This is a genomic window from Flavobacterium sp. (assembly GCF_046296355.1).
GTDB lineage: Bacteria > Bacteroidota > Bacteroidia > Flavobacteriales > Flavobacteriaceae > Flavobacterium.
In genome coordinates, this window is record NZ_JBKBLM010000007.1 from 1 (window position 1) to 25456 (window position 25456).

Consider the following 25456-nt stretch of genomic DNA (forward strand, 5'->3'; position numbering starts at 1 on the left):
AGGGCGAGTAATACACTTTGATTCTTCATTTCAATTTATTTATAATGTTAGAGGCGAAATTAGACGGAATACCCGGAGCAGCTGTTGTAGAATTGTGTATTTAACTTGCATAATTATTTTGAGTCAAAAAAGTAGTGCATAAAAAAACTCTCTAGTTGAGGGGTTTTTTGGGACTGCAATTTTTGCTAATTATTGGGCAACTTGGTTGTCTTGCCAACCGTTAGTTTAATATGCCGACTGGGTTGTAGAAATTCTATTTTGGTCTTGTTGCCGTTGAGTCTCATCTCGGCATGGCTTACCCCATTTTTTAGGGCATATAGTGTGTCATTTGAATCTTTTTTAGAAGCTGTAATTTGATAAACAAATTTTAAATCAGACAGAAACAATACCACTTCCCCTTTTTTAACATCAAGAAAAACAAAGGAATAGGCATTGCCTTTTATATCGCAGTCGCCATTTCGCAGAGGTTTTTCATCAATACAATACTGCTGAACGTTAAAAACTTGCTCTTGAGCATACATCCCCGTAGTGAGCAATAACATAATCAATAGACTTTTCATACTTTCATTTTTAGATTTAAAAAGAGATAAACAAAAGTCAAGCCAAAACATTAGCGCTAAACTTCACCCACTTGCATTAAAAAACATTATTGGTATGAATGCCGTTTCTTTTGACTACCTTACTCCAACATTAAATTAAAAAAAATGACAACTTCAAAAATTATCGGGGCGATTTTAATCATCGTCAGTTTGGGAATTGGTTACTTAGGCTATACTAAAATAGCTGATAGTTCGGCTTCAGTAAACTTATTGGGACTCAAAATAGACGCTTCAGATGAATCGGGCAAACAAGAAGGTTATCTTTTCGTTGGATTGGCTGTCGTTCTTTTTGCAGGCGGTATTTATACGCTTAATAAAGCAAAGAGTTAATGGTATCAATGTTATCAATTATGAATTTACATTGTAATTGAAAACTCAAAAAAATCCCATCTCGTTAGGACTGAAATGGGATTGACTCGGTTATTTTACTTGATTGGTATCTTCTTTATCTACTTGCCATTTTCGCAGCTTGTTCAAACGCTCTTGCTCTGCAATTTCCTCAGCAGGAATTACTTTTAAAAATGAAGCGTGTTGCTCTATGGCATACTCTACTTTTTCTACAATTTGCTCTATGGTTTCGTTGTCATAATCAATCACCAAAGGTTCTTTGATAATAAACGATTGCAGGATGTTTTTCTTTTTCACACGAAGTCCTTTTTTGTCAAACGCACGGCGGAAACCGTCAATTACAATAGGCACTACAATAGGTTTGTGTTGTTTGATAATATGCGCCGTTCCTTTTCGCACCGGTTTAAATGACTTAGTCGTTCCTTGCGGAAAGGTGATTACCCAACCGTCTTCGAGTGCAATGCGAATGTTTTCGGTATCGTTAGGATTTACTTCACGTTTTTCATTTACGTCTTTTCCTCCTGAGCGCCAAGTGCGTTCAACAGTTATCGCACCAACATAGGCCAAAATCCTAGGCAATAAACCGGCTTTCATCGTTTCGCTGGCGGCTACATAATAAATATTCATTTTGGGTTGCCACAAATAGCCCACGTTTTTAATATTGTCAACACGACCCGAAAGACTGGCATTGAACACGTGAAACATGGCTACAACATCGGCAAAATAAGTTTGATGGTTCGATATAAAAAGTACATTTTTATCAGGTAAGCCTTTGATGATTTCAGAACCTTCGATATGGAGTTCGTTAAAACCGCGATAACGACGATGCGTCAAAACTCCGAAGAGGCGGATTAACCATTTTTTGATAAAGAGTATATGACCAAAAGGATTTCGTTTCAATAATCCCATAATTCATTTTTTAGGACTGCAAATCTACAAAAACTAAAACTTATAAAACCAATTTCAAAGTATCTTTCAATTCGCTCAACATCATAGCGGTGGCACCCCAAACGAAATGTTCCTTTACCTGAAATCCGGGCACTTCAATACTTCCTGCATAAGAGGTTTTCATAGTGGTATTGACAATGATACTGTCATCCATAAAATCTACAAAAGGAAATTCTACTAAACCTGCGACTTCATCTTCCTGCAGAATGAACTCCAATTCGCTTTCGCTATAACCTAAATAAGGATACACCATAAAATTGCTCGGCGGAATATAAACTTCTGTAAAAGCGCGAATAACATTTATATGATTGGGATGCACGCCAATTTCCTCGTGGGTTTCTCTTAGCGCTGTTTCTTTTAAATCGGCATCAAAATCTTCTACTTTTCCACCAGGGAAAGCAATTTGAGAAGAATGCACACCGTTGTAACTGGTGCGAAGAATTAAAGCCAAATGCGTTTGCGAAGCTTTAGGATAAAAAAGCATCAATACAGCGGCTTGTTTTGGGGTAACTTTACTAAAATCGATGGCTTTTATTAAATCTAATCGGTTCGCAGGTGCCATTTTTGCATGGGCATGCGTTGCCGGTAGCGCGACATTTTGTATTTTTGGCGTGTATTTTAAAAACTGTTCAAAGTGCATTATCCCTAGTTTTAGAAATATAAAGTTACCTTAAAAAAACAACGCACACCAAATTTACGCCAATAAAATGTACAGCAAAGAAGAAGCCCAACGCATTAAAAAGGAATTCTGGACCGCATTTGCCGTGGCTTATCCCAGAAAATGGTTGTTGTATGACACTAAGATTAAAGACGTTACTTTCAAATTCTACATCGACAATAAAAAGGCGCAAGTGCTTTTAGACATTGAACCCAAAGACGAAGAAAAACGCAAAATATATTTCGAAAAAATAGAGTCACTCAAAACAATTTTGGAAGAAGAATACCTACCGGAAGCGATATTGGAGCGCAATTTTTATTTGGAAAGTGGCAAAGTGATTAGTAGAATTTGGGTCGAAAAATTGGGCGTAAGCCTAAACAACAAAAGTTATTGGCCCGAGATTTTTGACTTCTTTAGTGATACGATGACACAGTTTGAAGTTTTCTTCTACGAATATGAGGATTACATCAAAGATTTGGAAACCAATACTTAACGAAGGATTATATCAGTCACTACTTCTTTGCGCAGTTCTTCGTTTATCATTTTGATAATCTTTTGTTTGCCGTAACTCAACTCCTCGCGCAAGACCGCGGAAGTTAAAGAAACATATAACGTCGAACCTTTCAAAACAACTTCTTTGGTATAACTGTTGACCCCATTGCCCATCAACGATTTCCAAGCTTCCTGCACGTCAATTTTGTCCATGCCGCTTTGGAGTTTGTTAGTTTCGATAAAAGCTTTTAAAACGTCGCCTATCGAACTTTCGTTGCTGAGTCTTTTGGCCATTACTTTAAAGAAAAAGGTTTGTATTTTTTATAAGTATAAATAAGATTCTGTTTGTTTTTAAGTACCAAAGTCGAATCTTCAATGGTGATAATTTCTTCATTCCATTTACCGTATTCGGTTTTGTATTCGATAAAATAGCTATCGTTTTCTTCGAACACTTTGATACTTTCTTTGATGCCGTTGGTTTTAAACGTACCATCAAATTGCGGCATTACTTTTTGGCGAAAACCTACATTGTCTTTGACTTCAAAGAAATCGATGGTTTCATTGACTTTGTAATCTTTGTTTTCTCCATCCGCCAAAGTCACTTGTTTGATTTCCCAATAGCCGCTGAGCTTAGTCAAGTCTTCCTTTTTGACATCAGCTTGGCAAGAAATTAATAAAAAAGTAAGGAAAACAAAAGCAATTCTTTTCATGGTTTTAAGTTTTTAATGCCTTCACAAATTTAATTTTTTAAGTTTACAAAGTCAGCGAAATAAAAATTAATCTTATCAACATTAAACTATTTATTACTTTTAAAGTCCAAAAAACAAATCTCAAAAATATGAAAAAGATATACCTACTAGTTTTCGCTTCCCTTTTTATGGTGAATTGTAGCTCCTCCGATGATTCCAATTCAGAACCAATTGCAGAACAAATGTACTTTCCGCCGAGTGATGGCAGCAATACTTGGGAAACCAAATCTATAGCCGATTTGGGATGGAATCAAAATGCCGTACAACCTTTATTAGATTACTTAGAATTGAAAAACACTAAATCGTTTATCATTTTGGTTAATGGTCGAATTGTAATGGAAAATTACTTCAACGGTCATTCGGCTAGTTCTCCCTGGTATTGGGCAAGCGCCGGAAAAACTTTGACTTCAACCGTAACGGGAATTGCTCAAGACGAAGGATTAATCAACATCAACAATAAAGTTTCTGATTATTTAGGTACGGGTTGGACGAGCGCGCCATTGGCAAAGGAAAACCTAATTACTTGCAAAAACTTATTGTCTATGAATTCAGGGTTGAATGATGCTTTAGGTGATAATGTTGACCCTGCCAATTTGCAGTATGTAGCCGATGCCGGAACGCGTTGGGCTTACCACAATGTGTATGTCAAATTACAAGATGTCGTAGCGGAAGCCAGTGGACAAACTTGGACCAATTATTTCAACACAAAATTAAGAGACAGAATCGGAATGACCGGTGGCGCATGGGTTAACAGTGGAGATGGACTTAGCGTTTATTGGAGCACGAGCAGAAATATGGCTCGTTTTGGATTAATGTCTTTGAATAAAGGAAAGTGGGACGGAACTACAATTGTCAATGAAAACTTCCTTAACCAAGCGACAACGACTTCACAAACTTTAAATCAGGCCTATGGCTATTTGTGGTGGTTGAACGGTAAATCGACTTACCGATTACCCGGACTTCAGTTTGAATTTAATGGTACTTTAATGTCGAATGCGCCAAGCGATATGTATGCGGCTTTGGGCAAAAACGACCAAAAAATCTATGTGGTACCAAGCATGAAAATGGTCATTATTAGAATGGGAGAAGTCGCCAATCCTGATAATCCAACGTTCGCCTTATCGGGATTTGATAATGATTTATGGGATAAAATCAATGATTTATACGAATAATTTATTTTCTGTTTAACAGCCGAATAGCCCCATACACAAATAAAAGAAAAGCGATTAAGCGCAATCCCATGAAAACATTAGGTAATGGTTTTTCAATAAAATAGCTTAATGCCACAATTCCAATACTGATAGCTATTAATTTTATGGGGGCTGTTTCTTTAAAGAAAGATAAAACTTTGTTCATATTTATTATTTAAAAAACGAATCTACGAATTCAAATTTATTAAAAACCTGCAAATCTTCAATACCTTCACCTACGCCAATGTATTTTACCGGAATTTGGAATTGGTCTGAGATTCCAATTACAACACCGCCTTTGGCTGTTCCGTCTAATTTGGTTACGGCCAAACAAGATACTTCAGTTGCAGCAGTAAACTGCTTGGCTTGCTCAAAAGCATTTTGACCGGTTGAACCATCTAATACTAATAAAACGTCGTGTGGCGCGTCTTCAACGACTTTTTGCATAACGCGTTTTACTTTGGTCAACTCATTCATCAAGTTGACTTTGTTGTGCAAACGACCGGCGGTATCAATAATCACTACATCCGCATTTTGGGTTACGGCACTTTGTAAAGTATCAAAAGCCACCGAAGCAGGATCGCTTCCCATTTGCTGTTTTACTAAAGGAACGCCTACTCTATCGGCCCAAATTTGCAATTGGTCAATCGCTGCAGCACGGAAAGTATCGGCTGCGCCCAAAACCACTTTGTAACCGGCTTTGTTGAATTGATGGGCTAATTTTCCGATGGTGGTCGTTTTACCTACGCCATTTACTCCAACAACCATTAACACATAAGGTTTTTTATTGGCCGGAATGGTAAATTCGGTCTCTTCACCCGATTTGGTTTCCGATAAAAGGGCGGCTATTTCTTCGCGAAGGATTTTGTTGAGCTCGTCCGTTCCCATGTATTTGTCTTGGGCAACACGTGCTTCAATTCTTTGTATGATTTTCAAGGTGGTATCAACGCCAACATCTGAAGACACTAATACTTCTTCCAAGTTGTCTAAAACCTCATCATCTACTTTGGATTTTCCGGCAACGGCTTTGGTTAATTTAGAAAAAAATGATGTCTTGGTTTGTTCTAGACCTTTATCTAAAGTCTCTTTTTTTTCGGAGGAAAATATTCTTTTGAAAAAACTCATTGGAAACGGATTGAAAATTCGAATTTGTTTGACACCCGAGCGAAAGCGAACTGGCGAAGCAAATATAAAAATAAAAAAGCTACTTCCGAATGAAAGTAGCTTTGATATATAGAGTTTGTTGAATTATTTCTTGTTAAGGAAACTATCTACTTCTTCCGGTGTCATAATGCTTTCTTGGAAAGTATATGCACCTGTTTTAGGAGACTTAACCATTTTGATAGCTTTGGTTAATCTTTTTGAAGATGTTTGTAACGTTGCAACGGTTTTCTTTGCCATGACTTATATTGTTTATTATGAAATTTTATTATTTAAAATCTCTAAATTATTTAATCTCTTTGTGAACAGTCATTCTCTTTAAGATTGGATTAAACTTTTTAATCTCTAATCTGTCCGGAGTATTTTTTTTGTTTTTGTTGGTGATGTAACGAGAAGTTCCTGGTAAACCAGTTCCTTTGTGCTCAGTACACTCTAAAATAACTTGTATTCTATTACCTTTCTTTGCCATCTTACTTTATTTTTATTGGGATAGAATTATTTAATAAATCCTTCAACTTTTGCTTTTTTCAAAACAGCAGCCAATCCATTTTTATTGATTGTTTTAATTGTAGACGCAGCTACTCTCAACGTAATCCATCTGTCTTCTTCAGCAAGATAGAAACGTTTTTTAACTAAGTTAACAGAAAATTTTCTCTTAGTTTTGTTCATAGCGTGAGAAACGTTATTTCCTACCATCGCTCTTTTACCTGTAAGGTCACAAACTCTTGACATTATGCTTTTCTTTTATCGTTATTCAAAATCAGGGTGCAAACTTACGCAAAATATATTGTAGTAACAAAAAATTTATGGCAGAAATTTTAAAATTTCTTTCTGCAATATTTCCAGTGCTTTATTTGCCGTTCTATCTATCACTTTTTCACGGGGTTGCCCAAAGTTAAACTCAGCAACCAATACTTCATTCGGCATAGCCAAAGCAATAAAAACTACACCAACTTCGGCTTTTCCGGGTTCAGATGTTGGTCCGGCATTGCCTGTTGTGGCCAAAGCATAGTCGGTTTTCATCATTTTTTGAATACTCGTCGCCATCGCTGAAGCGACTTCTGCGCTGACAACATCGTGTTGGTTAATCAACTCAGGGTCAATACCGAGGATATTTATTTTGGTTTCTTTCGAATAACTTACCACACTTCCACGGAAATAATTTGAAGCTCCGGCCACCGAAGACAACATTTGCGCTATTTTTCCACCGGTACAACTTTCGGCTGTAGCAATGGTTTTGCCTTGTTGGGTAAGCAGTCTGCCGATGATTACTTCTATCGTTTCGTCTTCATCAAAGCCAACGATAATGTCGCTGATGATTTTGGTTAATGACGCTACGTTTTCGGCTACTTTTTCTTCTAATATTTCTTTGTCTGAACCACGGGCTGTGAGGCGCAACCTGACTTTTCCCGGACTTGGCAAATACGCTAATTTGATGAAATCGGGTAAGTTGTTTTCCCAGCTTTCAATTTTCTCTGCTATTCGACTTTCGCCTTCACCATAAGTCATGATGGTTTTGTGGATAATGTAGGGTCGTTTGTATTCTTTAACCACTTTCGGAACAATTTCAAAATCGACCAAATACTTCATTTCATAAGGCACTCCGGGCAACGATATGTAGACAGTGTTTCCTTTTTTCATCCACATTCCGGGCGCAGTTCCCATCTTATTGAAAAGCACTTCACATTTGGAAGGAACTAAAGCTTGGTCACGGTTTAACTGGGTAATCGGTCGCTTGTAAAAACCTTCTATAATTTCAGTAACATGAGCCAAAACTGCTTTGTCTTCGACTAAAGTATCTTCAAAATACTCGCAAAAAGTATGCTTGGTGATATCGTCTTTTGTTGGTCCTAAGCCGCCGGTTATAATTACCAATTCGACTTTATCTTGTAAAGCCGCGAAAGTTTCTAAAATGTGCTGCTTATCATCAGATATGGTAAGCATTTCGTGGGTTTGCACGCCAATTTTATCTAAAGCTTTGGCGATGTAACCTGAGTTGGTGTCGACAATTTGCCCGATGAGGATTTCGTCTCCGATGGTGACTATGGTTGCTTGCATAAGTTGCTGAGTTACTGAGTAGCTGAGTTACTAAGTTTTAATTTTGCTTAAAAAAAGGCAAATAGATTTTTAACTAGCCCCGATTGTAGAGAAAATCATCCCGATTTTTCGGGATATTGTAACGAAAAGCGGGAATTACCATTACCGATAATTCCCGAACCATTTGCTCTTAATTTTAAACTTCGAAATCTTTTTTGATTTCTTTGATTGCCTTTTCCACTTGACTTTGAATGCTTTCGAAAGTATCGTTGATTTCTTTGCGTTTGCCTTCTCTTTTGGTCCAAGCTTCTACCTGAAGAATTTCTTCAAATGCCACAGACATTCCCAATAAATCAAGCGTTGGTTTTATCTTGTGTGCATAGGCGTAAGCCAATTTGTGGTCTTTTTCTTTGATGCCCAATTCAATTTGTTTCATGTCTTCGGGTACTTCGGTGACGAACAAAGTGATGATTTGCATAACAAATTCGGGATCGTTGTCTGAAAGTGCGTAAACTTTCGCTAGGTTGTAGTTTATAGCCATTATTTTATATGTAATCTTAGTAGTTTTTTATCTTCTATGAATCCTTCAAGGATGTCGTTTGGTGCCACTCTGGCCACTCCTTCGGGAGTTCCTGTAAATATAATATCTCCTTTTTTCAGGGTGAAATACTGTGAAATATGAGAGATAATTTCATCGATTTTCCACAACATGTGGCTTGTATTTCCTTTTTGAACGGTTTTTCCGTTATTGGTCAACTCAAAAGTAATATTTTCCACCGAAATAAAATCATTTATCGGCAGAAAGGCACCAATCATCGCTGAACCGTCAAATCCTTTTGCTTTTTCCCAAGGCAAACCCTTCTCTTTCAGCTTGTTCTGAACATCTCGTGCTGTAAAATCGATTCCTAATCCTATTTCGTCATAATACTTGTGAGCGAACTTAGTGTCAATGTATTTACCGACTTTATTGATTTTGACCAAAATCTCAACTTCATGATGAATTTCATTACTGAAATCAGGTATTACGAAAGGTGATTTATTGGGGATAACCGCTGTATCCGGTTTTAAGAAAATTACGGGTTCATCGGGACGCTCGTTGTTGAGCTCCGCAATGTGGTTGACGTAATTTCTTCCGATACAGATTATTTTCATTCTTTATAGTGATTAGTAATTAGTGATTAGTAATTAGCAAGGACTTTTACTAGTCACTAATTACTAATCACTATTCACTCAATTTTTAGTGTTTAATTTTCTCAACTTAATTCCGGTCAACACTTTCTTGGTATATAATGGAAACTCGGCGTTTTGTATCCAACCGAAATAACCCGGTTCTTTGTCTAAAACCTCATCTACTAATGCGCCTTTGTGTTTGCCAAAAGTAAAAATCTCTTGTCCTTCTGCATTCAAAGCGATAAAGCCTGCAAAATCGACTGATTTTTTACGAGTGGTGTATTCTGAAAGCGTTTTCATATCGTTATCTAAATCCTCGTAACGGTCTAATTGTGCTTTGAGGATTTCGTAAGTTGCCATCGTGTCTGCTTCTGCGCTGTGGGCGTTTTCGAGACTTGCATTGCAATAAAATTTGTAAGCGGCACTTAGCGTTCTTTCTTCTTTTTTATGGAAAATGGTTTGCACATCAACTGACACTCGGTTTTTCATATCAAAATCGACTTCAGCTCGCAATAATTCCTCAGCCAATAACGGAATGTCAAATCGGTCCGAATTAAATCCGGCCAAATCTGAGTCTTTAATCATATTATGCACTTGTGTGGCCAATTCTTTGAAAGTGGGCTCATTGGCTACTTTTTCATTCGAAATACCGTGAATAGCGGTCGCTTGAAACGGAATTGGAATTGTTGGATTCACCAACCATGTTTTGCTTTCTTTGTTTCCGTTGGGATAGACTTTGAATATCGAAATTTCTACGATTCTGTCTTTGGCTACGTCAATTCCGGTAGTCTCTAAGTCGAAGAAGCAAATAGGTCTGTTGAGTTTTAATTCCATTGTCATTTTTTATTGCAGACAAATATAAAATATTGATGTTACCGTTTATCGATATTTTAATAAAGATTTATGATTTAGGCATAAAAAAACCCTTTCGAAAAGTAAAAGGGTTGATATATAATTATTTGAATTAAAAACTATTTTGGTGCCTCAAATTTATTAATAAGTAAATCCATCTTTTTATTCGAATCCTTATAATTAAGATTTAAGTTGATGTAATAAAATCTGAATTAAATTTCGAAATTTTACTATTTCGTTTTACGATTGTAATATAATTTTCAAATAAACTATTCTCGTGAAAATGAGTATTAGATATTATTCAATACTTCTTTAAATTTGCAATATCTTCTTCTATCTTTCTAACTTCAAGTTGTTTTTTGGTAATTTTTACTTCAAACTTACTATTTACAACGGCAGTCATATTCCCCTTATTTTTTTTCTTTTCAAATTTTTCTTGAAGTTTAACCAAATCTTTGTTAGCATTCATTAATCTTTGATTTAGCTTAATTTCTCTTTTTTTTGAATCGTTTCGTTTCTCATTATCGTTGGAAATCGTTCTATTTTCTTTTTGAGTTCGCTTTTGCTCCTTTTTAAGCTTTCTTTGCTCTTTGGCTAATTCTCTTCGCTCATCTGTTGCTCTATTATCGTTTTTTTTCTGTTGTCTGCTGATTTTCTTTTGGTCTTGAAGGTCCGATTTAAGTTGAGATTTTTTTTCGTTGATGTTCGCTTTACTCGATTCGATTTTTACTTGAGCAGAATCTACAACAATTGTAGTCTTTACTTCTTGTGCCAATGAAATACAGAATGTAAATAAAAAAAATACACAGCTAGTTAGTCTTTTCATGATAATTTAAATTTAGTTTTACCAACGAAAGTACTTTGTATACCAATAAAAATTGTTACATATATTTCATTACAATTTATATATTTTACGGTTTTTATAACAAATTTTAATTGAAATATCTAAGGTGTTCCATTCCGTGGGGATTTTAACTAAAAAACCTTTCAAATAAATACTTGAAAGGTTTTTGTATTACGATATAAAAAATTTTAATATTCTCTGTTAGCATCAAAAGCTTCGAGATATTCTGCAACGCGTTTTACAAAACGTCCGCCAAGCGCTCCATCTACAACTCGGTGATCGTAACTGTGCGACAAGAACATTTTTTGTCTGATACCGATAAAATCACCTTCCGGAGTTTCGATAACCGCAGGCACTTTTCTAATCGCGCCTAATGCTAAGATGCCTACTTGCGGTTGGTTGATAATTGGTGTTCCGAATACTGAACCAAAAGTTCCCACATTCGTTACCGTATAAGTTCCGCCTTGCGTATCGTCCGGTTTTAGTTTTCCGGCTTTGGCGCGGTTACCTAAATCGTTTACCGCTTTGGCCATTCCAACAAGGTTCAATTGGTCTGCATTTTTAATTACAGGTACAATTAAGTTTCCGTTTGGTAACGCAGCCGCCATTCCAAGGTTGATATTTTTTCTTTTGATAATAAAATCACCGTCAACAGAAATATTCATTCCAGGGAAATCTTTCAAGGCTTTCGCCACGGCTTCCATGAAAATTGGGGTGAATGTCAGTTTCTCGCCTTCTCTTTTCTCGAAAGCATTTTTAACGCGATCTCTCCATTTTACAATATTGGTCACATCCACTTCAATAAACGATTGTACGTGCGCCGAGGTTTGCACCGAAGCCACCATATAACCTGAAATCAACTTGCGCATTCTGTCCATTTCCACAATCTCGTCGCCACCGTTTACAGAAACCGGTTGGGTGTTGGAAGTTGGTTGTTGGGTGTTAGGTGTTGGTTGAGTTGAAATTTGTTTTTGACTTCCGGCATCTGACTTCCTACTTCCCACATAATTTAAAATATCTTCTTTAGTCACGCGTCCGTCTTTTCCTGAACCGGCAATGTTTTCCAATTCAGTTAATGAAATGCCTTCTGCTGTGGCAATATTTTTCACCAATGGCGAGAAGAATTTATCAGACGATTTAAAATCGGCCGGAGCGGCAATAGCAGCAGCAACTTCTACTGTTTTTGCAACTTCAGCAACCGGTGCAGGAACTTCTTGAGTTACCGGTGCGGCAGCAACACTTCCGCCTTCTGTTTCAATAATGGCGATGGTTTGACCTACTTTTACCACATCATTGACTTGGAATAAAATTTCGGTCAAAACACCCGATACTTCGCTTGGGACTTCACTGTCTACTTTATCGGTAGCGATTTCCAAAACGGCTTCATCGGCGTCTATTTTTTCCCCTACGTTTTTTAACCAATTGGTAATAGTTGCTTCTGCAACGCTTTCTCCCATTTTGGGTAATTTCAATTCAAACTTTGCCATATTGATAATCTAAAGTTGTATTTTGTTGTTTCGCTTGCAAAATTAATAAAAGAAAAGACGATTTTTACACTTTTCTATAAATTAATCACTTCTCCTCTATCGTTGCTACTGTTACTTCCAATGATGAAATTACTTTCAACAGGTAACAATTTAAAAGTAAACGACTTGTTTTTGTTTTCTTCCAAAAAGGCAATGGCTTTTTTAAAACCTAAATAATTGGTATCTAAAATAACCTCGATATTCTTAGCCTTCGAAATCGTTTGCGAAATTACTATTTTCCCATTTTCTAATGGCATTCTTTCTATACTTTTTTGCAATTTGGATGCTAATTTTTCTTTTAACGGTTCATTATCAGAAACTAAAATGTATTGATTGGGTTTTACCTTTGGGTTTGCTTTGCCTTTAAAAACTTTGACTATTGAAAAATAAAACGCACCCAATCTCGCCATTAGATTGAAAAAAAACGAGCGTTTGAAATGCTTTTGGTAGAAGAAATTCATAAATCCTCTGAAATGCTTCATGTAAGTGGCATCTTTTACCGTGCTTTCTCCTTTGTAATGAATGACTGTGGTTTCGTGAAAATAATAGTTCTGTTTTTGCAACAACAAAGCACGATAAGACAAATCTATATCATCGGCATACATAAAGCAGTTTTCGTCAAAACCTTCTAATTCGTTGTATAATTCTCGCTTCATCACCATAAAAGCACCAACGAGAATATCCACTTTTCCGGTTTGGTTTTCGGCTAAATGTTGGGCATAATACTTATTAAATAATGATGACTTCGGAAAGATTTTATACAAACCAAATATCTTAGTAAAAGCTACCCAAGGCGTTGGAATTCCTCGTTTGCTTTCGGGTAGAAAGTTTCCGGTGCCGTCGATGAGTTTGCAACCAATAATTCCAATGTTCAGTTTCCAGTGTTCAGTATTCAGTATTTTTTCAAACGTATCTTCGCTTACAACCGTGTCCGGATTTAAAATGCACAAATACTCGCCTTTGGCTTCTTTGACCGCAATGTTGTTGCCTTTAGGAAAGCCTGCATTTTCTTTGTTTTCGATGAGCTTGATATTCGGAAAACGCTTTTTCATCATGGCGCAACTGTCATCGGAAGAGTTATTATCGATAACAATGATTTCGGCATCCAAATTTTGAATGGCTTTTTGCACACTCAAAACACAGAGCTCTAAAAAGTAGCGTACATTATAATTAAGGATGATAACGGATAGTTGCATTTGACAAATATAATCTACTTTTGCAAAAAATTGTCACCCGTGAATTACCTTTCAGTAGAAAATATATCGAAGTCCTTTGGCGAAAGAACCTTGTTTGCTAACCTTTCGTTTGGCATAAACAAAGACCAAAAAATCGCCTTCATTGCCAAAAACGGTTCGGGAAAAACCCAAATTATGAAAATGATTAATGGCGAAGATGAACCGGATACCGGGCAAATTGTGATTCGAAAAGGTTTGAAAATGGCGTTTCTTTCTCAAAATAACATGCTACAGGAAGAATTGACGATTGAGGAAAGTATTTTCGCTTCGGATAATGATATCCTGCATGTAATTGAACAATACGAAAAAGCGTTGAAAAACCCGGAAGACGAGGAAAAATACCAATTGGCTTTCGACGAAATGGACCGCCACAATGCTTGGGATTTTGAAACCCAATTCAAACAAATTTTATCCAAATTAAAGTTAGACGATTTAAAACTCAAAGTAAAATCACTCTCGGGTGGACAAAAGAAACGTTTGTCTTTGGCCATTATTCTAATCAATCGTCCTGATTTATTGATATTGGATGAGCCGACGAATCACTTGGATTTGGAAATGATTGAGTGGCTGGAAAGTTATTTTGCCAAAGAAAACATCACGCTGTTTATGGTAACGCACGACCGTTTCTTCTTGGAACGCGTTTGTAACGAAATCATCGAACTCGACAACGGAAAGTTATACCAATACAAAGGCAATTACTCTTATTATTTACAGAAAAAAGAAGAGCGAATTGCCATGGAAAATTCTTCTATCGACAAAGCGCAAAACCTTTTCGTAAAAGAATTGGCTTGGATGCGCCGCCAACCGAAAGCGAGAACGACCAAATCAAAATCGCGCCAAGATGACTTTTATGTAATTAAAGAAAAAGCCGAAAGTCGTCGTAAAGAAAACGTAGTTGAACTCGAAATCAACATGGAACGCATGGGCAGCAAGATTATCGAGCTGTACAAACTGAACAAAAAATTCAAAGAAAAAACCATATTAGATAATTTTACTTATGATTTCCAACGTGGCGAACGCATTGGTATCATTGGTAAAAACGGCACCGGGAAATCGACTTTCCTAAACATACTAACCAAAACTATGGTGCCCGATTCGGGCAAAGTGATTATTGGTGACACAATTAAAATTGGGTATTACACCCAAAGCGGTATCAATCCGAAACCGGGACAAAAAGTCATTGACATCATCAAAGAATATGGAGAATACATTCCGCTCACAAAAGGGAAAATCATTTCGGCTTCGCAATTGCTAGAGCGTTTTTTATTTGATGCCAAAAAACAATACGACTTTGTAGAAAAACTAAGCGGTGGCGAATTGAAGCGATTGTATTTGTGTACGGTGTTAATCCAAAATCCGAACTTTTTGATACTCGATGAGCCTACGAATGACTTGGATATAGTAACGTTGAATGTACTAGAAAGTTTCCTTTTGGATTATCCGGGCTGTTTATTGGTGGTTTCCCACGATAGGTATTTCATGGATAAAATTGTGGATCATTTGTTTATTTTCAGAGGCGAAGGACAAATTGAAGATTTCCCCGGAAATTATTCTGATTTCAGAGCTTATGAAGATTCGGCTGAACCCAAAACTTTATCCAGCGTTTCTACCGAAAAGAACAATTGGAAACAAAACAATCCAACCACATCGGGCTTGAATTTTAACGAACAAAAAGAATTCAGCAAAATCGAACGCGAAATCAAAGACTTAGAATACGAGAAAAAACAAATCGAAAACCAATTCGCAGAAGGCAAAGTAGCTGATGTCGACATCACGAAAAAAGCCAACGAATTGGAGGTGATTATAAAAAAACTGGAAGCTAAAGAAGAACGTTGGTTTGAACTTTCGAGTAAAATGGAATAAAAATAGTGGTCAGTTGGCAGTGGTCAGTCATCAGTTCTGAACACTGAACACTGAACACTGAACACTTTAATATGTTACAACAAATAAAATCATATCTAAACTTACTCTATCACTCCAAAAACGAACACGGAGTGCATTCGCCGTTTGTGTTTGATTTGGTGACGAAATGTTTTTATGATAAGCAACAATATCCCGAATATTCGATTTTAAAAAACTACAGAAAATCGCTTTTAGAAAACAAAAATACTGTTGAAGTTACTGATTTTGGCGCCGGTTCCAAAGTTTTCAAAAGCAACAATCGTGCGATAAATCAAATTGCGAAAACTGCCGGAATTACACCAAAACGAGCGGAATTACTTTTTAGAATCGCCAATTATTTTCAGCCTGAAAATGTTTTAGAAATAGGAACTTCATTAGGTTTAGCGACTTCAGCTTTATCACTTGGCAATCTTAAAGCAAAAATGACTACACTTGAAGGATGCGAAAATACTTTGGCTGTCGCCAAAAAACAATTTGAAGAATTTGAATTAACCAATATCAATTCGGTTACAACTGAGTTTAATTCATTCTTAACCAACTCCCAACTTCCAACTTCCAACTTCCAACTCATTTACTTCGACGGCAATCATTCCAAACAAGCGACTTTAAACTATTTCGAATTATTACTTCCGACAATCACTAACGAAACCGTTTGGATTTTTGATGATATCCATTGGAGCCTAGACATGGAAGAAGCTTGGGAAATCATCAAAAACCATCCGAAAGTAACCGTAACAATTGATACTTTTCAATGGGGAATTGTTTTCTTTAGAACCGAACAAGAGAAAGAACATTTTGTCATTCGAACCTAAAAAAATGGTGACCATCACTGATCACCATTTCCTAATTAACAAACCAATTCAAAAAAAATTATTCTTTTGCTTCTTCATTTTCTCTTGCCTTTGCCCCGATTCTGTTCATTTTGAACATCGGTGCAAACTTAAATTTAATCGAAGCTATTTTAGTGTTGTCTTCAGAAGACAAACCTTCTTTTTCAACCGTATTTTTTCTGCTGTCTAAAGCTTCATAAATCAATTTTACTTCGTCATAATCTTCTCTTGTGAAATTTTCTTTATTGTTTTTGTAAGCATCAAAGAAAGTCTGGTAAGTGTCAAGAATGTTGTCTTTGTTTACCCAACTGAAATTCATGTCTTCTCCCAATTTACCGGCACCAAAGAAAGTATCTCTAAGCGCTTGATTCGGATTCACTTTAACCGGAACTTTAGCAGTTTCTACCGAAGTTCTAATTACAAAATATCTGGCATTAATCGAATCCAATCTAGCCTGATTTCGTGGCTTAATATCATCCCCTAAGGTTGCAATAGCCTCGTTTGATTCTGCCGTTCTTCTGTCATAATCAGCTGAGATTTGTTCCCAATTGGCTTCCGCATCCTCAGTTTTTACGTTTTCAAGCGAATCTACATAGCTTTCTAAAGCAGCTATTCTTTCGTCTGCAGCCGTTTCTGCTTCTTTGTCTTTACAAGAGACAAAACTCACCAATGCAGTAAAAAATACTCCATATCTAATTATTCTGTTTTTCATCATTTTAAGTTTTAATGTTCCTGTAAAATTACTCTGAATAAACCGCTAAACTATTATACAATTATCCTCAATAGTTGCATAATTCATTGATTTAAAATTCTAACCCAATTTGTAACATTATCTCTATATTTACTACTTATTGGACAAATTCAATTTTCAGCAAACAATGGCAAATCCATTAATCAATATAAAGGACTTAAAACGAGATTTCCAATTAGGAAGCGAAACCATCTACGTTTTAAAAGGCATCGATTTACAAATCAACAAAGGCGAATATGTTGCCCTAATGGGACCATCAGGTTCCGGAAAATCAACGCTGATGAACCTTTTAGGCTGTTTGGATTCAGCAACCTCAGGAACTTATATCTTAAACGGGAATGACGTCAGCCAAATGCACGACGACGATTTGGCAGAAATCCGAAACAAAGAAATCGGATTTGTGTTCCAAACCTTCAATCTTTTACCAAGAACTACTGCACTTGATAATGTAGCTTTGCCCATGATTTACGCCGGATATTCAAAATCTGAACGAAATGCGCGCGCGACAGAAGTATTGACCCAAGTGAGTTTAGCCGACAGAATGGACCACCAACCCAACCAACTTTCGGGCGGACAACGCCAACGTGTAGCCATTGCCAGAGCTTTGGTCAATAAACCTTCAATCATTCTAGCCGATGAACCAACAGGAAATCTCGACAGTAAAACCTCGGTCGAAATCATGAACCTCTTCAACGATATCCACAAAAATGGCAACACGGTAATTCTCGTAACCCACGAAGAAGACATCGCCAAATACGCCCACAGAATCATCCGATTACGCGACGGCATTATCGAAAGTGATACTCCTAATGTAGACCATTTGTAGATTTAAACTAAGTTTTTAGAAGTAAAGGAGCGAATGGCTCGGGCTTTATAAGCCATCCATTTTCCTGCTTTTCGCATTACACGGTAATTTGCTTCAATCAGGGCTAGTTAGTAATCCATTTGTATTTTTGCCCACTTTAAAAAACTCAGCAACTCAGTAACTCAGCAACTCAGCAACTTTAAAAAAAACTCAGTAACTTAGCCACTCAGAAACTCAGCAACTCATGAAAGTCTACACCAAAACCGGCGACACCGGAACCACCGCACTTTTTGGAGGCACTCGTGTCCCAAAACACCATATCCGTATCGAAAGTTACGGCACCGTTGACGAACTCAACTCCCACATCGGCTTAATTCGAGACCAAGACATTAATGTTTTATACAAGAATGTTTTGATTGAAGTCCAAGACCGTCTATTTACCGTAGGCGCCATTTTGGCCACACCACCCGAAAAAGAAATGCTCAAAAACGGCCAACCTCGATTAAACATCAACCGAATTTCGGAAGAAGATATCGCCTTTTTAGAAAATGAAATCGACAGCATGGATACTGCTTTACCACAAATGACACACTTTGTCTTGCCCGGCGGTCATACTACCGTGTCATATTGTCACATTGCGCGCTGTGTCTGCCGTAGAGCCGAACGTTTGGCTACCCATTTACACGAATTAGAACCAACAGACGAACAGGTTATCAAGTACCTGAACCGACTTTCTGACTACCTTTTTGTCTTGGCACGGAAGTTGTCCTTTGACCTGCAAGCGGAGGAAGTAAAATGGATTCCACGAAAGTAAACAGTCTCAGTATTCGGTGTTCAGTTTCTTCAAACTGAGACTGAGACTGATCACTGAAACAGGACGTTCTTAAACTTACTTAAAAATAAATCAAAAAAAACTTGACTTTTTCAGTATAAAATTTATTTTTGCATAAACTAAAATCGACAGAAGATGTATTGGACATTAGAATTGGCATCCTATTTAAGCGATGCGCCTTGGCCAGCTACCAAAGATGAACTTATCGACTATGCTATACGAACAGGTGCTCCACTAGAAGTAGTAGAGAATTTGCAATCAATAGAAGACGAAGGTGAAATCTACGAATCAATGGAAGAGATTTGGCCGGATTATCCAACAGACGAAGATTACCTTTGGAACGAGGATGAATATTAAAAAAATAAACAATCACAACAATGAAAAAAGTCCGTTTAGGGCTTTTTTTTTGTTTAAATTTGCACTCCTTCAACAGGAAAATCAAAACATAAAAATACAAACCCATTATGAGTTTCATTAATAGCATTATCAAAGCTTTTGTAGGCGACAAATCGCAAAAAGACGTCAAAGCAACGCAACCCTATATCACTAAAATAAAAGCTTTAGAACCTGTTTTAGTTGCTTTATCACACGACGAACTAAGAGCCAAAACCGCCGAGTTCAAAGAAAAAATAAAACAAGCTCGCGCCAAACAAGACGCCGAGATTGAAGCCAAAAAAATCGAAGCCGAAAATACCGTTGACATCGACCAAAGAGAAGATATCTACATTGCCATCGACGCTCTGGAAAAAGAAGCTTACGAAATCACTGAAAAAGTTTTGAGCGAAATCCTTCCTGATGCTTTCGCAGTAATCAAAGAAACCGCACGTCGTTTTAAAGAAAATACTTCGGTTACCGTTTCGGCTACGCCAAAAGACAGAGAGCTTTCTGCCACAAAATCCTATATCACTTTAGACGGTGACAAAGCCATCTGGGCGAATTCCTGGAATGCTGCCGGAAAAGAAATCACTTGGGATATGGTACACTACGACGTTCAGTTGATTGGTGGTATCGTATTACACGAAGGTAAAATTGCCGAGATGCAAACCGGTGAAGGAAAAACATTAGTGGCAACACTTCCGCTCTACCTAAACGCCTTGACCGGAAATGGTGTTCACTTAGTAACCGTGAATGACTATTTGGCAAAACGTGATAGCACTTGGAAAGCACCATTATTCGAATTCCACGGCTTAACGGTGGATTGTATTGATAATCACTCTCCAAACTCAGATGCTCGTAGAAAAGCCTACGAAGCTGATATCACTTATGGAACCAACAACGAGTTCGGTTTCGACTATTTACGTGATAACATGGCACATTCACCGGAAGATTTGGTACAAAGAAAACACAACTACGCGATTGTCGACGAGGTGGATTCGGTATTGATTGATGATGCGAGAACACCGTTGATTATTTCAGGACCGGTGCCTGATGGTGACCGTCACGAATTCAACGAATTGAAACCAAAAATCGAAAATCTTTATAGTTTACAACGCCAATTGGCTAACGGATTCTTAACCGAAGCCAAACGTTTAATCAAAGAAGGAAACACGAAAGACGGTGGTTTTCAACTGTTGAGAGCTTACCGTTCGTTACCTAAAAACAAAGCGTTAATCAAGTTTTTGAGTGAAGAAGGTATAAAAGCGCTTTTACAAAAAACTGAAAACGAATACATGTCAGACAATAACCGCAGAATGCCGGAAGTAGACGAAGCCATGTATTTTGTAATCGAAGAAAAAAACAACCAAGTAGAATTGACCGATAACGGAATCAAATTTTTATCCAAAGATACTTCAGAAGATTTCTTCGTATTACCGGATATCGGAACTGAAATTGCCAATATCGAAAAACAAAACTTGGAAAAAGACCAAGAAGCAGAAGCCAAAGAAAAATTATTCCAAGACTTCGGGGTAAAATCAGAGAGAATTCATACACTGACACAGTTATTGAAAGCCTACACTTTGTTCGAAAAAGATACAGAATACGTTATCATGGACAACAAAATTCTAATCGTTGATGAACAAACCGGTCGTATCATGGATGGTCGTCGTTACTCTGACGGATTGCACCAAGCCATTGAAGCCAAAGAAAATGTAACTATTGAAGCCGCAACACAAACCTTTGCTACGATTACATTACAGAATTATTTCCGTATGTACAGTAAACTGGCCGGTATGACCGGAACCGCAGTTACCGAAGCCGGTGAGTTATGGCAGATTTATAAATTAGACGTAGTCGAAATTCCAACCAACAGAGGAATGGCGCGTCAAGACAAAGAAGATTTGATTTACCGTTCGGTGCGTGAGAAATTCAACGCGGTGATTGAAGATGTTACTGAGTTGTCAAAAGCCGGTCGTCCGGTATTGATTGGAACTACTTCGGTAGAGATTTCTGAATTATTGAGTCGAATGCTGAAAATGCGCGGTGTTGAACACAACGTATTAAATGCTAAAATGCACAAAAAAGAAGCCGATATCGTTGCCGAAGCCGGAAAACCGGGCGTAGTAACTATCGCAACCAATATGGCCGGTCGTGGAACCGATATTAAATTAACGCCTGAAGTTAAAGCTGCCGGAGGTTTGGCCATCATTGGTACGGAACGTCACGATTCGCGTCGAGTTGACCGTCAGTTGCGTGGTCGTGCCGGTCGTCAAGGTGATCCGGGAAGCTCGCAGTTTTATGTGTCTTTGGAAGACAACTTGATGCGTTTATTCGGTTCCGATAGGGTAGCTAAAATCATGGACCGAATGGGATTGAAAGAAGGTGAAGTAATTCAGCATTCGATGATGACCAAATCCATTGAACGCGCTCAGAAAAAAGTCGAAGAAAACAACTTTGGAACTCGTAAACGTTTGCTAGAATATGATGACGTGATGAATGCGCAAAGAGAAGTAGTTTACAAACGTCGTCGTCATGCTTTGCACGGAGAGCGTTTGAAACTGGATATTGCCAACATGATGTATGACACTTGTGAATTAATCGTAAGTGAAAACAAAGGCAGAAATGATTTTAAAAACTTCGAATTTGAACTGATTCGTTACTTCTCGATTACGTCACCAATTTCGGCTAACGAATTTGAGAAATTATCCGAAATGGAGATTACGGGTAAAGTTTATAAAGCAGCTTTAGCCTATTACAATGAAAAAACAGAAAGAAGTGCTCGCGAAGCATTCCCGATTGTAGCGGATGTTTACCAAAAAGAAGGCAATAAATTTGAGCGCATCGTTGTACCATTTTCAGACGGAATAAAAACCTTAAACGTGGTAACCGATTTGAAAAAAGCCTTTGAATCTAATGGCGCACAATTAGTGGCCGATTTCGAGAAAAATATCACTTTAGCCATTGTTGACGAAGCTTGGAAAAAACACTTACGCAAAATGGATGAGTTAAAACAATCGGTACAATTAGCGGTTCACGAACAAAAAGATCCGTTACTGATTTACAAGTTGGAAGCGTTTAAATTGTTCAGTTCAATGTTAGATGGTGTGAATAAAGAAGTGATTTCGTTCTTGTTCAAAGGCGATTTGCCTCAGCAAAACCAAAACATTCAGGAAGCGCGACAAGTACGCCAAAAGCAAAATTACACCGAAAGCAAAGACGAGATCGAAAGTAGCGAAAGTGCTAATCGTGAAGCGGGTCAAACGCAACAACGTCCGCAAGTAACAGAAACCATCGTAAGAGAAACTCCGAAAATAAACCGCAACGATACTGTGACAATTAAGCACGTCATGAGCGGTAAAACGGAAACCACCAAATACAAAAAAGCCGAAAGCATGTTGGCTTCCGGTGAATGGGTTTTGTTAAACGAATAGTTAACAGTCTCATTCTCAGTTAGCAGATTGTAATAATATAATAATCCTCAACGGTTAAAACTGTTGGGGATTTTTTTTGGTCTAAAACTGAGAAATATACAAATCTAGCCCGGATTTATATAAATGGGCAACTGTAAAATAAATTACCTTTGCGCGATTTAATAGAGTACCTTTACAAGAATTGGAAGAAAACCATTCTTCCTTTTATAACCCAATATACATTTACCTTGAAAATACACATTAAATACATGGTTTCACTTCGTTGCAAGTTGGCAGTGAAAGAGGAATTAGACAAGTTAAAATTAAAACACACCACGATTGATTTAGGCGAAGTAGTCCTCAAAAAAAACATTCATGCTGAAGACAGAGAAATGCTCCGCAAAGCACTGTTGAAAAAAGGATTAGAATTAATTGATGACAAAAAATCACTACTTATTGAAAGAACCAAAAACGTTGTTATAGAATTGGTACATTACGCCGAAAAATATCCTAAAGTAAATTTTTCAGAATATTTAAGTAAAGAACTGGACTATAATTACACCCATTTGGCAAATCTATTTTCAGAAGTTACCGGAACTACTATTGTCAATTATATCATTTTAAATAAAATAGAGCGTGTAAAAGAATTGCTTTTGTATGATGAATTATCACTCACAGAAATAAGCTACTTAATGGAATATAGTAGCGTTTCTCACTTGTCAACCCAATTTAAAAAAGTAACCGGACTGACACCAACCTATTTCAAACAAATCAAGCAATACAAAAAACGCATTCAGCTGGAAGAATTGTAAAATGAATTCCGTTAAAAAGTAATACAATCCTCAATAGTTCAAACTGTTGAGGATTTTTTTTGCCGTGATTTGAAAATATAACTGTGAAAAGTATAACTCGATGGGGTTTATGTATAACTATAACGGAAGTTAATAACGCACCTTTGTCCTTCCAAATTAAAAATAAAAATGAAACAAAAAAACCTACTAGTTACTATGGCACTTGCTGTTGCAACTTTGATTACCAGTTGTGCGAAAGATGATTTTCAGGAAACAATTGGATTATGTCCGGTTGTAACTGCTACAAATCCTCTTGACGGCGCTACAAGTGTTCCTTTGAACCAAATCATTACGGTAACGTTCAACGAAGAAATTGATCCCAACACCATCAACTCATCTACCTTTACTATAGTCGGAAGCAATGCAATTGCAGGCATTATAAGTTATTCCGGTACTACAGCTACTTTTATTCCTGATGTAAATTTGACGCCTAACACAACTTACGTTGGTATGGTAACCACAGCTGTTAAAGATTTAAACGGCAATGCTTTACAACAAGATTACATTTGGACTTTCACTACAGGAACAACACTGCAACCAAAAGTTACCGCAACAAGCCCGGTTAATGATGAAACAGATGTTGTATTGAATAAGGTAATTAGAGCCACCTTTAATATGCCAATGGATGCCTCAACAATCAATGCCACTACCTTTACCTTAAAACAAGGCGTAACTTCGGTAACTGGTGTAGTTACTTATGTTGGAAATAATGCCTTCTTTACACCAAACGCTAATTTGGCTCCGAACTTAGTTTATACGGCGACAATCACTACCGGCGCGAGTAACATTGCTGGAACATCAATGGCAATTGATTATGTATGGAACTTTACTACAGGCACTAGCATTGCTCCCAAAGTTATATTGACAAGCCCAACTTCAAACGAAAACGAAGTACAGCTCAACAAAGTGATTACGGCAACTTTTGATATGGCCATGAATCCCCTTACAATCCCTACAAGTTTTACACTGAAACAAGGAAACAATGTAATAGCAGGAAATGTGACTTATGTTGGAACCACAGCTTCATTTACCCCAACAAATTTACTTTTAGAAAATACAACCTACACGGCAACTATCAGTACGATCGCTAAAAATGTAGCAGGTATAGCTTTGGCTAATGATTATGTATGGAACTTTACTACACTGAATAATTCCGTTTCACCTGATTTAGGTTCGGCAGCTATGTTTGGTGCTTTTGGTGGTAACGCCGGAATAACCAATCAAGGGTTAAACACCGTTATAAATAATGGAAGCATCTCTACTACTGCCGCTTCAACTTTAGTAACCGGTTTTCATGATGCAACAGCTATTTACACTGAAACACCCTTGAATAAAGGGCTGGTAACCGGCGCCATTTATACTGCCCCACCGGCACCCGGAACAGCAACTTCATTTGCCATTGCGACCCAAGGTTTAGCCGATGCCAATGCTGCTTATCTGAGTATTTCACCCGCATCTATGCCGGGCGGTACTGATCCTGGGGCAGGGGAATTAGGAGGTCTTACTTTAGCACCTGGTATTTATAAATCAGCCAGTGGCACTTTCAATATCAGCAATGGAAATTTAACATTAGATGCTCAAGGTGATCCAAATGCAGTTTGGATTTTTCAAACCGCGTCAGGATTAACTGTTGGCATCGCCGGACCAACCGGTGCTAAAAGCGTTAATTTGATTAATGGTGCCCTACCTAAGAATGTCTTTTGGTATGTAGGTAGTGCAGCAACTATCAATGCTGCAGGTGGTGGTGTCATGGTTGGAACCATTATAGCCAATTCAGGAGTAACATTTTCAACTGCCGGTAACGCCGCACAAACGGTATTAAACGGAAGAGCTATTTCACTGGTAGCTTCGGTTACAATGGTTAATACAACCATTAATGTGCCTTAAT

Annotated in this window: 29 protein-coding genes; 11 read left to right on the plus strand and 18 right to left on the minus strand. The window is 37.4% G+C overall.

Annotated features, from left to right (window positions below; translation table 11 throughout):
- Positions 1-185: 185 nt before the first annotated feature.
- On the minus strand, positions 186-560 hold the full coding sequence (locus ACK4HO_RS04975) for a hypothetical protein (protein ID WP_409663409.1): 375 nt from the start codon (positions 558-560) through the stop codon (positions 186-188).
- A 144-nt stretch (positions 561-704) separates the two neighbouring features.
- Here ACK4HO_RS04975 and ACK4HO_RS04980 point away from each other — a divergent pair, with 144 nt between their 5' ends.
- A complete protein-coding gene (locus ACK4HO_RS04980; protein ID WP_409663412.1) occupies positions 705-929 on the plus strand; it encodes a hypothetical protein in 225 nt (74 codons plus the stop codon).
- Between the two features lie 90 nt (positions 930-1019).
- Here ACK4HO_RS04980 and ACK4HO_RS04985 read toward each other — a convergent pair whose 3' ends face one another.
- Positions 1020-1856 (minus strand): lysophospholipid acyltransferase family protein, encoded by an 837-nt coding sequence (locus tag ACK4HO_RS04985; protein WP_409663414.1) that lies wholly within the window; start codon positions 1854-1856, stop codon positions 1020-1022.
- Positions 1857-1896: 40 nt separating this feature from the next.
- Entirely contained in the window at positions 1897-2535 is a 639-nt protein-coding gene (locus tag ACK4HO_RS04990; protein WP_409663416.1) for an NUDIX hydrolase, read from the minus strand.
- A 67-nt stretch (positions 2536-2602) separates the two neighbouring features.
- On the opposite strand from ACK4HO_RS04990, the gene ACK4HO_RS04995 reads away from it, so the two are divergent.
- Positions 2603-3046: a DUF4268 domain-containing protein gene (locus ACK4HO_RS04995; RefSeq protein WP_409663419.1), complete on the plus strand. Its 444-nt coding sequence runs from the start codon at positions 2603-2605 to the stop codon at positions 3044-3046.
- Here ACK4HO_RS04995 and ACK4HO_RS05000 read toward each other — a convergent pair.
- Both ACK4HO_RS05000 and ACK4HO_RS05005 read right to left on the minus strand, forming a co-directional pair.
- Positions 3043-3339 carry a DUF721 domain-containing protein gene (locus tag ACK4HO_RS05000; RefSeq protein WP_409663422.1) on the minus strand — a complete coding sequence of 99 codons (297 nt, stop codon included), beginning with the start codon at positions 3337-3339 and terminating at the stop codon, positions 3043-3045. The two genes, ACK4HO_RS04995 and ACK4HO_RS05000, sit on opposite strands and share 4 nt — an antisense overlap.
- Positions 3339-3755, minus strand: coding sequence for a hypothetical protein (locus ACK4HO_RS05005; protein ID WP_409663425.1), 417 nt, complete (start codon positions 3753-3755; stop codon positions 3339-3341). The genes ACK4HO_RS05000 and ACK4HO_RS05005 overlap by 1 nt, the downstream gene beginning before the upstream one ends.
- Positions 3756-3883: 128 nt before the next feature.
- Here ACK4HO_RS05005 and ACK4HO_RS05010 point away from each other — a divergent pair, with 128 nt between their 5' ends.
- The gene (locus ACK4HO_RS05010; RefSeq protein WP_409663428.1) at positions 3884-4966 is read left to right on the plus strand and encodes a serine hydrolase domain-containing protein; all 1083 of its coding nucleotides are present in this window, start codon (positions 3884-3886) and stop codon (positions 4964-4966) included.
- Position 4967: 1 nt separating this feature from the next.
- Here ACK4HO_RS05010 and ACK4HO_RS05015 read toward each other — a convergent pair whose 3' ends face one another.
- From ACK4HO_RS05015 to ACK4HO_RS05070, 12 genes are all read right to left on the minus strand, one after another.
- Entirely contained in the window at positions 4968-5150 is a 183-nt protein-coding gene (locus tag ACK4HO_RS05015; RefSeq protein WP_409663431.1) for a hypothetical protein, read from the minus strand.
- Between the two features lie 5 nt (positions 5151-5155).
- Positions 5156-6109 (minus strand): signal recognition particle-docking protein FtsY, encoded by a 954-nt coding sequence (ftsY, locus tag ACK4HO_RS05020; protein ID WP_409663434.1) that lies wholly within the window; start codon positions 6107-6109, stop codon positions 5156-5158.
- A gap of 123 nt (positions 6110-6232) precedes the next feature.
- Complete coding sequence (locus ACK4HO_RS05025; protein ID WP_121313181.1) at positions 6233-6385, minus strand: DUF4295 domain-containing protein; 153 nt, start codon at positions 6383-6385, stop codon at positions 6233-6235.
- A 46-nt stretch (positions 6386-6431) separates the two neighbouring features.
- Complete coding sequence (gene rpmG / locus ACK4HO_RS05030) at positions 6432-6614, minus strand: 50S ribosomal protein L33 (RefSeq protein ID WP_035126304.1); 183 nt, start codon at positions 6612-6614, stop codon at positions 6432-6434.
- A 26-nt stretch (positions 6615-6640) separates the two neighbouring features.
- Positions 6641-6877 carry a 50S ribosomal protein L28 gene (rpmB, locus tag ACK4HO_RS05035; RefSeq protein ID WP_121313180.1) on the minus strand — a complete coding sequence of 79 codons (237 nt, stop codon included), beginning with the start codon at positions 6875-6877 and terminating at the stop codon, positions 6641-6643.
- Positions 6878-6949: 72 nt separating this feature from the next.
- Positions 6950-8203, minus strand: coding sequence for a CinA family nicotinamide mononucleotide deamidase-related protein (locus tag ACK4HO_RS05040; protein WP_409663438.1), 1254 nt, complete (start codon positions 8201-8203; stop codon positions 6950-6952).
- Between the two features lie 175 nt (positions 8204-8378).
- A complete protein-coding gene (locus ACK4HO_RS05045; protein ID WP_409663441.1) occupies positions 8379-8723 on the minus strand; it encodes an Hpt domain-containing protein in 345 nt (114 codons plus the stop codon).
- Positions 8723-9334, minus strand: coding sequence for a fumarylacetoacetate hydrolase family protein (locus ACK4HO_RS05050; protein WP_409663443.1), 612 nt, complete (start codon positions 9332-9334; stop codon positions 8723-8725). The genes ACK4HO_RS05045 and ACK4HO_RS05050 overlap by 1 nt, the downstream gene beginning before the upstream one ends.
- A 78-nt stretch (positions 9335-9412) precedes the next feature.
- Positions 9413-10186: an exonuclease domain-containing protein gene (locus ACK4HO_RS05055; protein ID WP_409663446.1), complete on the minus strand. Its 774-nt coding sequence runs from the start codon at positions 10184-10186 to the stop codon at positions 9413-9415.
- A gap of 319 nt (positions 10187-10505) precedes the next feature.
- On the minus strand, positions 10506-11030 hold the full coding sequence (locus tag ACK4HO_RS05060; protein ID WP_409663449.1) for a hypothetical protein: 525 nt from the start codon (positions 11028-11030) through the stop codon (positions 10506-10508).
- Between the two features lie 206 nt (positions 11031-11236).
- Entirely contained in the window at positions 11237-12535 is a 1299-nt protein-coding gene (locus ACK4HO_RS05065) for a dihydrolipoamide acetyltransferase family protein (protein ID WP_409663451.1), read from the minus strand.
- Between the two features lie 74 nt (positions 12536-12609).
- Entirely contained in the window at positions 12610-13770 is a 1161-nt protein-coding gene (locus ACK4HO_RS05070) for a glycosyltransferase family 2 protein (RefSeq protein ID WP_409663454.1), read from the minus strand.
- 39 nt (positions 13771-13809) lie between these two features.
- Here ACK4HO_RS05070 and ACK4HO_RS05075 point away from each other — a divergent pair, with 39 nt between their 5' ends.
- Together ACK4HO_RS05075 and ACK4HO_RS05080 are read left to right on the plus strand one after the other, a co-directional pair.
- Positions 13810-15672, plus strand: coding sequence for an ABC-F family ATP-binding cassette domain-containing protein (locus tag ACK4HO_RS05075; RefSeq protein ID WP_409663457.1), 1863 nt, complete (start codon positions 13810-13812; stop codon positions 15670-15672).
- A gap of 71 nt (positions 15673-15743) precedes the next feature.
- Complete coding sequence (locus ACK4HO_RS05080; protein WP_409663459.1) at positions 15744-16523, plus strand: O-methyltransferase; 780 nt, start codon at positions 15744-15746, stop codon at positions 16521-16523.
- Between the two features lie 58 nt (positions 16524-16581).
- Here the strand turns inward: ACK4HO_RS05080 and ACK4HO_RS05085 are convergent, their stop codons facing one another.
- Positions 16582-17253: a hypothetical protein gene (locus tag ACK4HO_RS05085; protein WP_409663462.1), complete on the minus strand. Its 672-nt coding sequence runs from the start codon at positions 17251-17253 to the stop codon at positions 16582-16584.
- 166 nt (positions 17254-17419) lie between these two features.
- Between ACK4HO_RS05085 and ACK4HO_RS05090 the strand changes: the two genes are divergently transcribed.
- From ACK4HO_RS05090 to ACK4HO_RS05115, 6 genes are all read left to right on the plus strand, one after another.
- A complete protein-coding gene (locus ACK4HO_RS05090) occupies positions 17420-18118 on the plus strand; it encodes an ABC transporter ATP-binding protein (protein WP_409663465.1) in 699 nt (232 codons plus the stop codon).
- Positions 18119-18341: 223 nt separating this feature from the next.
- Positions 18342-18911: a cob(I)yrinic acid a,c-diamide adenosyltransferase gene (locus ACK4HO_RS05095; protein WP_409663468.1), complete on the plus strand. Its 570-nt coding sequence runs from the start codon at positions 18342-18344 to the stop codon at positions 18909-18911.
- A 153-nt stretch (positions 18912-19064) separates the two neighbouring features.
- A complete protein-coding gene (locus tag ACK4HO_RS05100) occupies positions 19065-19286 on the plus strand; it encodes a DUF2795 domain-containing protein (protein WP_002986941.1) in 222 nt (73 codons plus the stop codon).
- Positions 19287-19393: 107 nt separating this feature from the next.
- Positions 19394-22738 carry a preprotein translocase subunit SecA gene (gene secA, locus ACK4HO_RS05105; RefSeq protein ID WP_409663472.1) on the plus strand — a complete coding sequence of 1115 codons (3345 nt, stop codon included), beginning with the start codon at positions 19394-19396 and terminating at the stop codon, positions 22736-22738.
- A gap of 227 nt (positions 22739-22965) precedes the next feature.
- Positions 22966-23529 carry a helix-turn-helix domain-containing protein gene (locus ACK4HO_RS05110; protein WP_409663475.1) on the plus strand — a complete coding sequence of 188 codons (564 nt, stop codon included), beginning with the start codon at positions 22966-22968 and terminating at the stop codon, positions 23527-23529.
- 168 nt (positions 23530-23697) lie between these two features.
- Positions 23698-25455 (plus strand): Ig-like domain-containing protein, encoded by a 1758-nt coding sequence (locus tag ACK4HO_RS05115; protein ID WP_409663478.1) that lies wholly within the window; start codon positions 23698-23700, stop codon positions 25453-25455.
- Position 25456 lies beyond the last annotated feature (1 nt).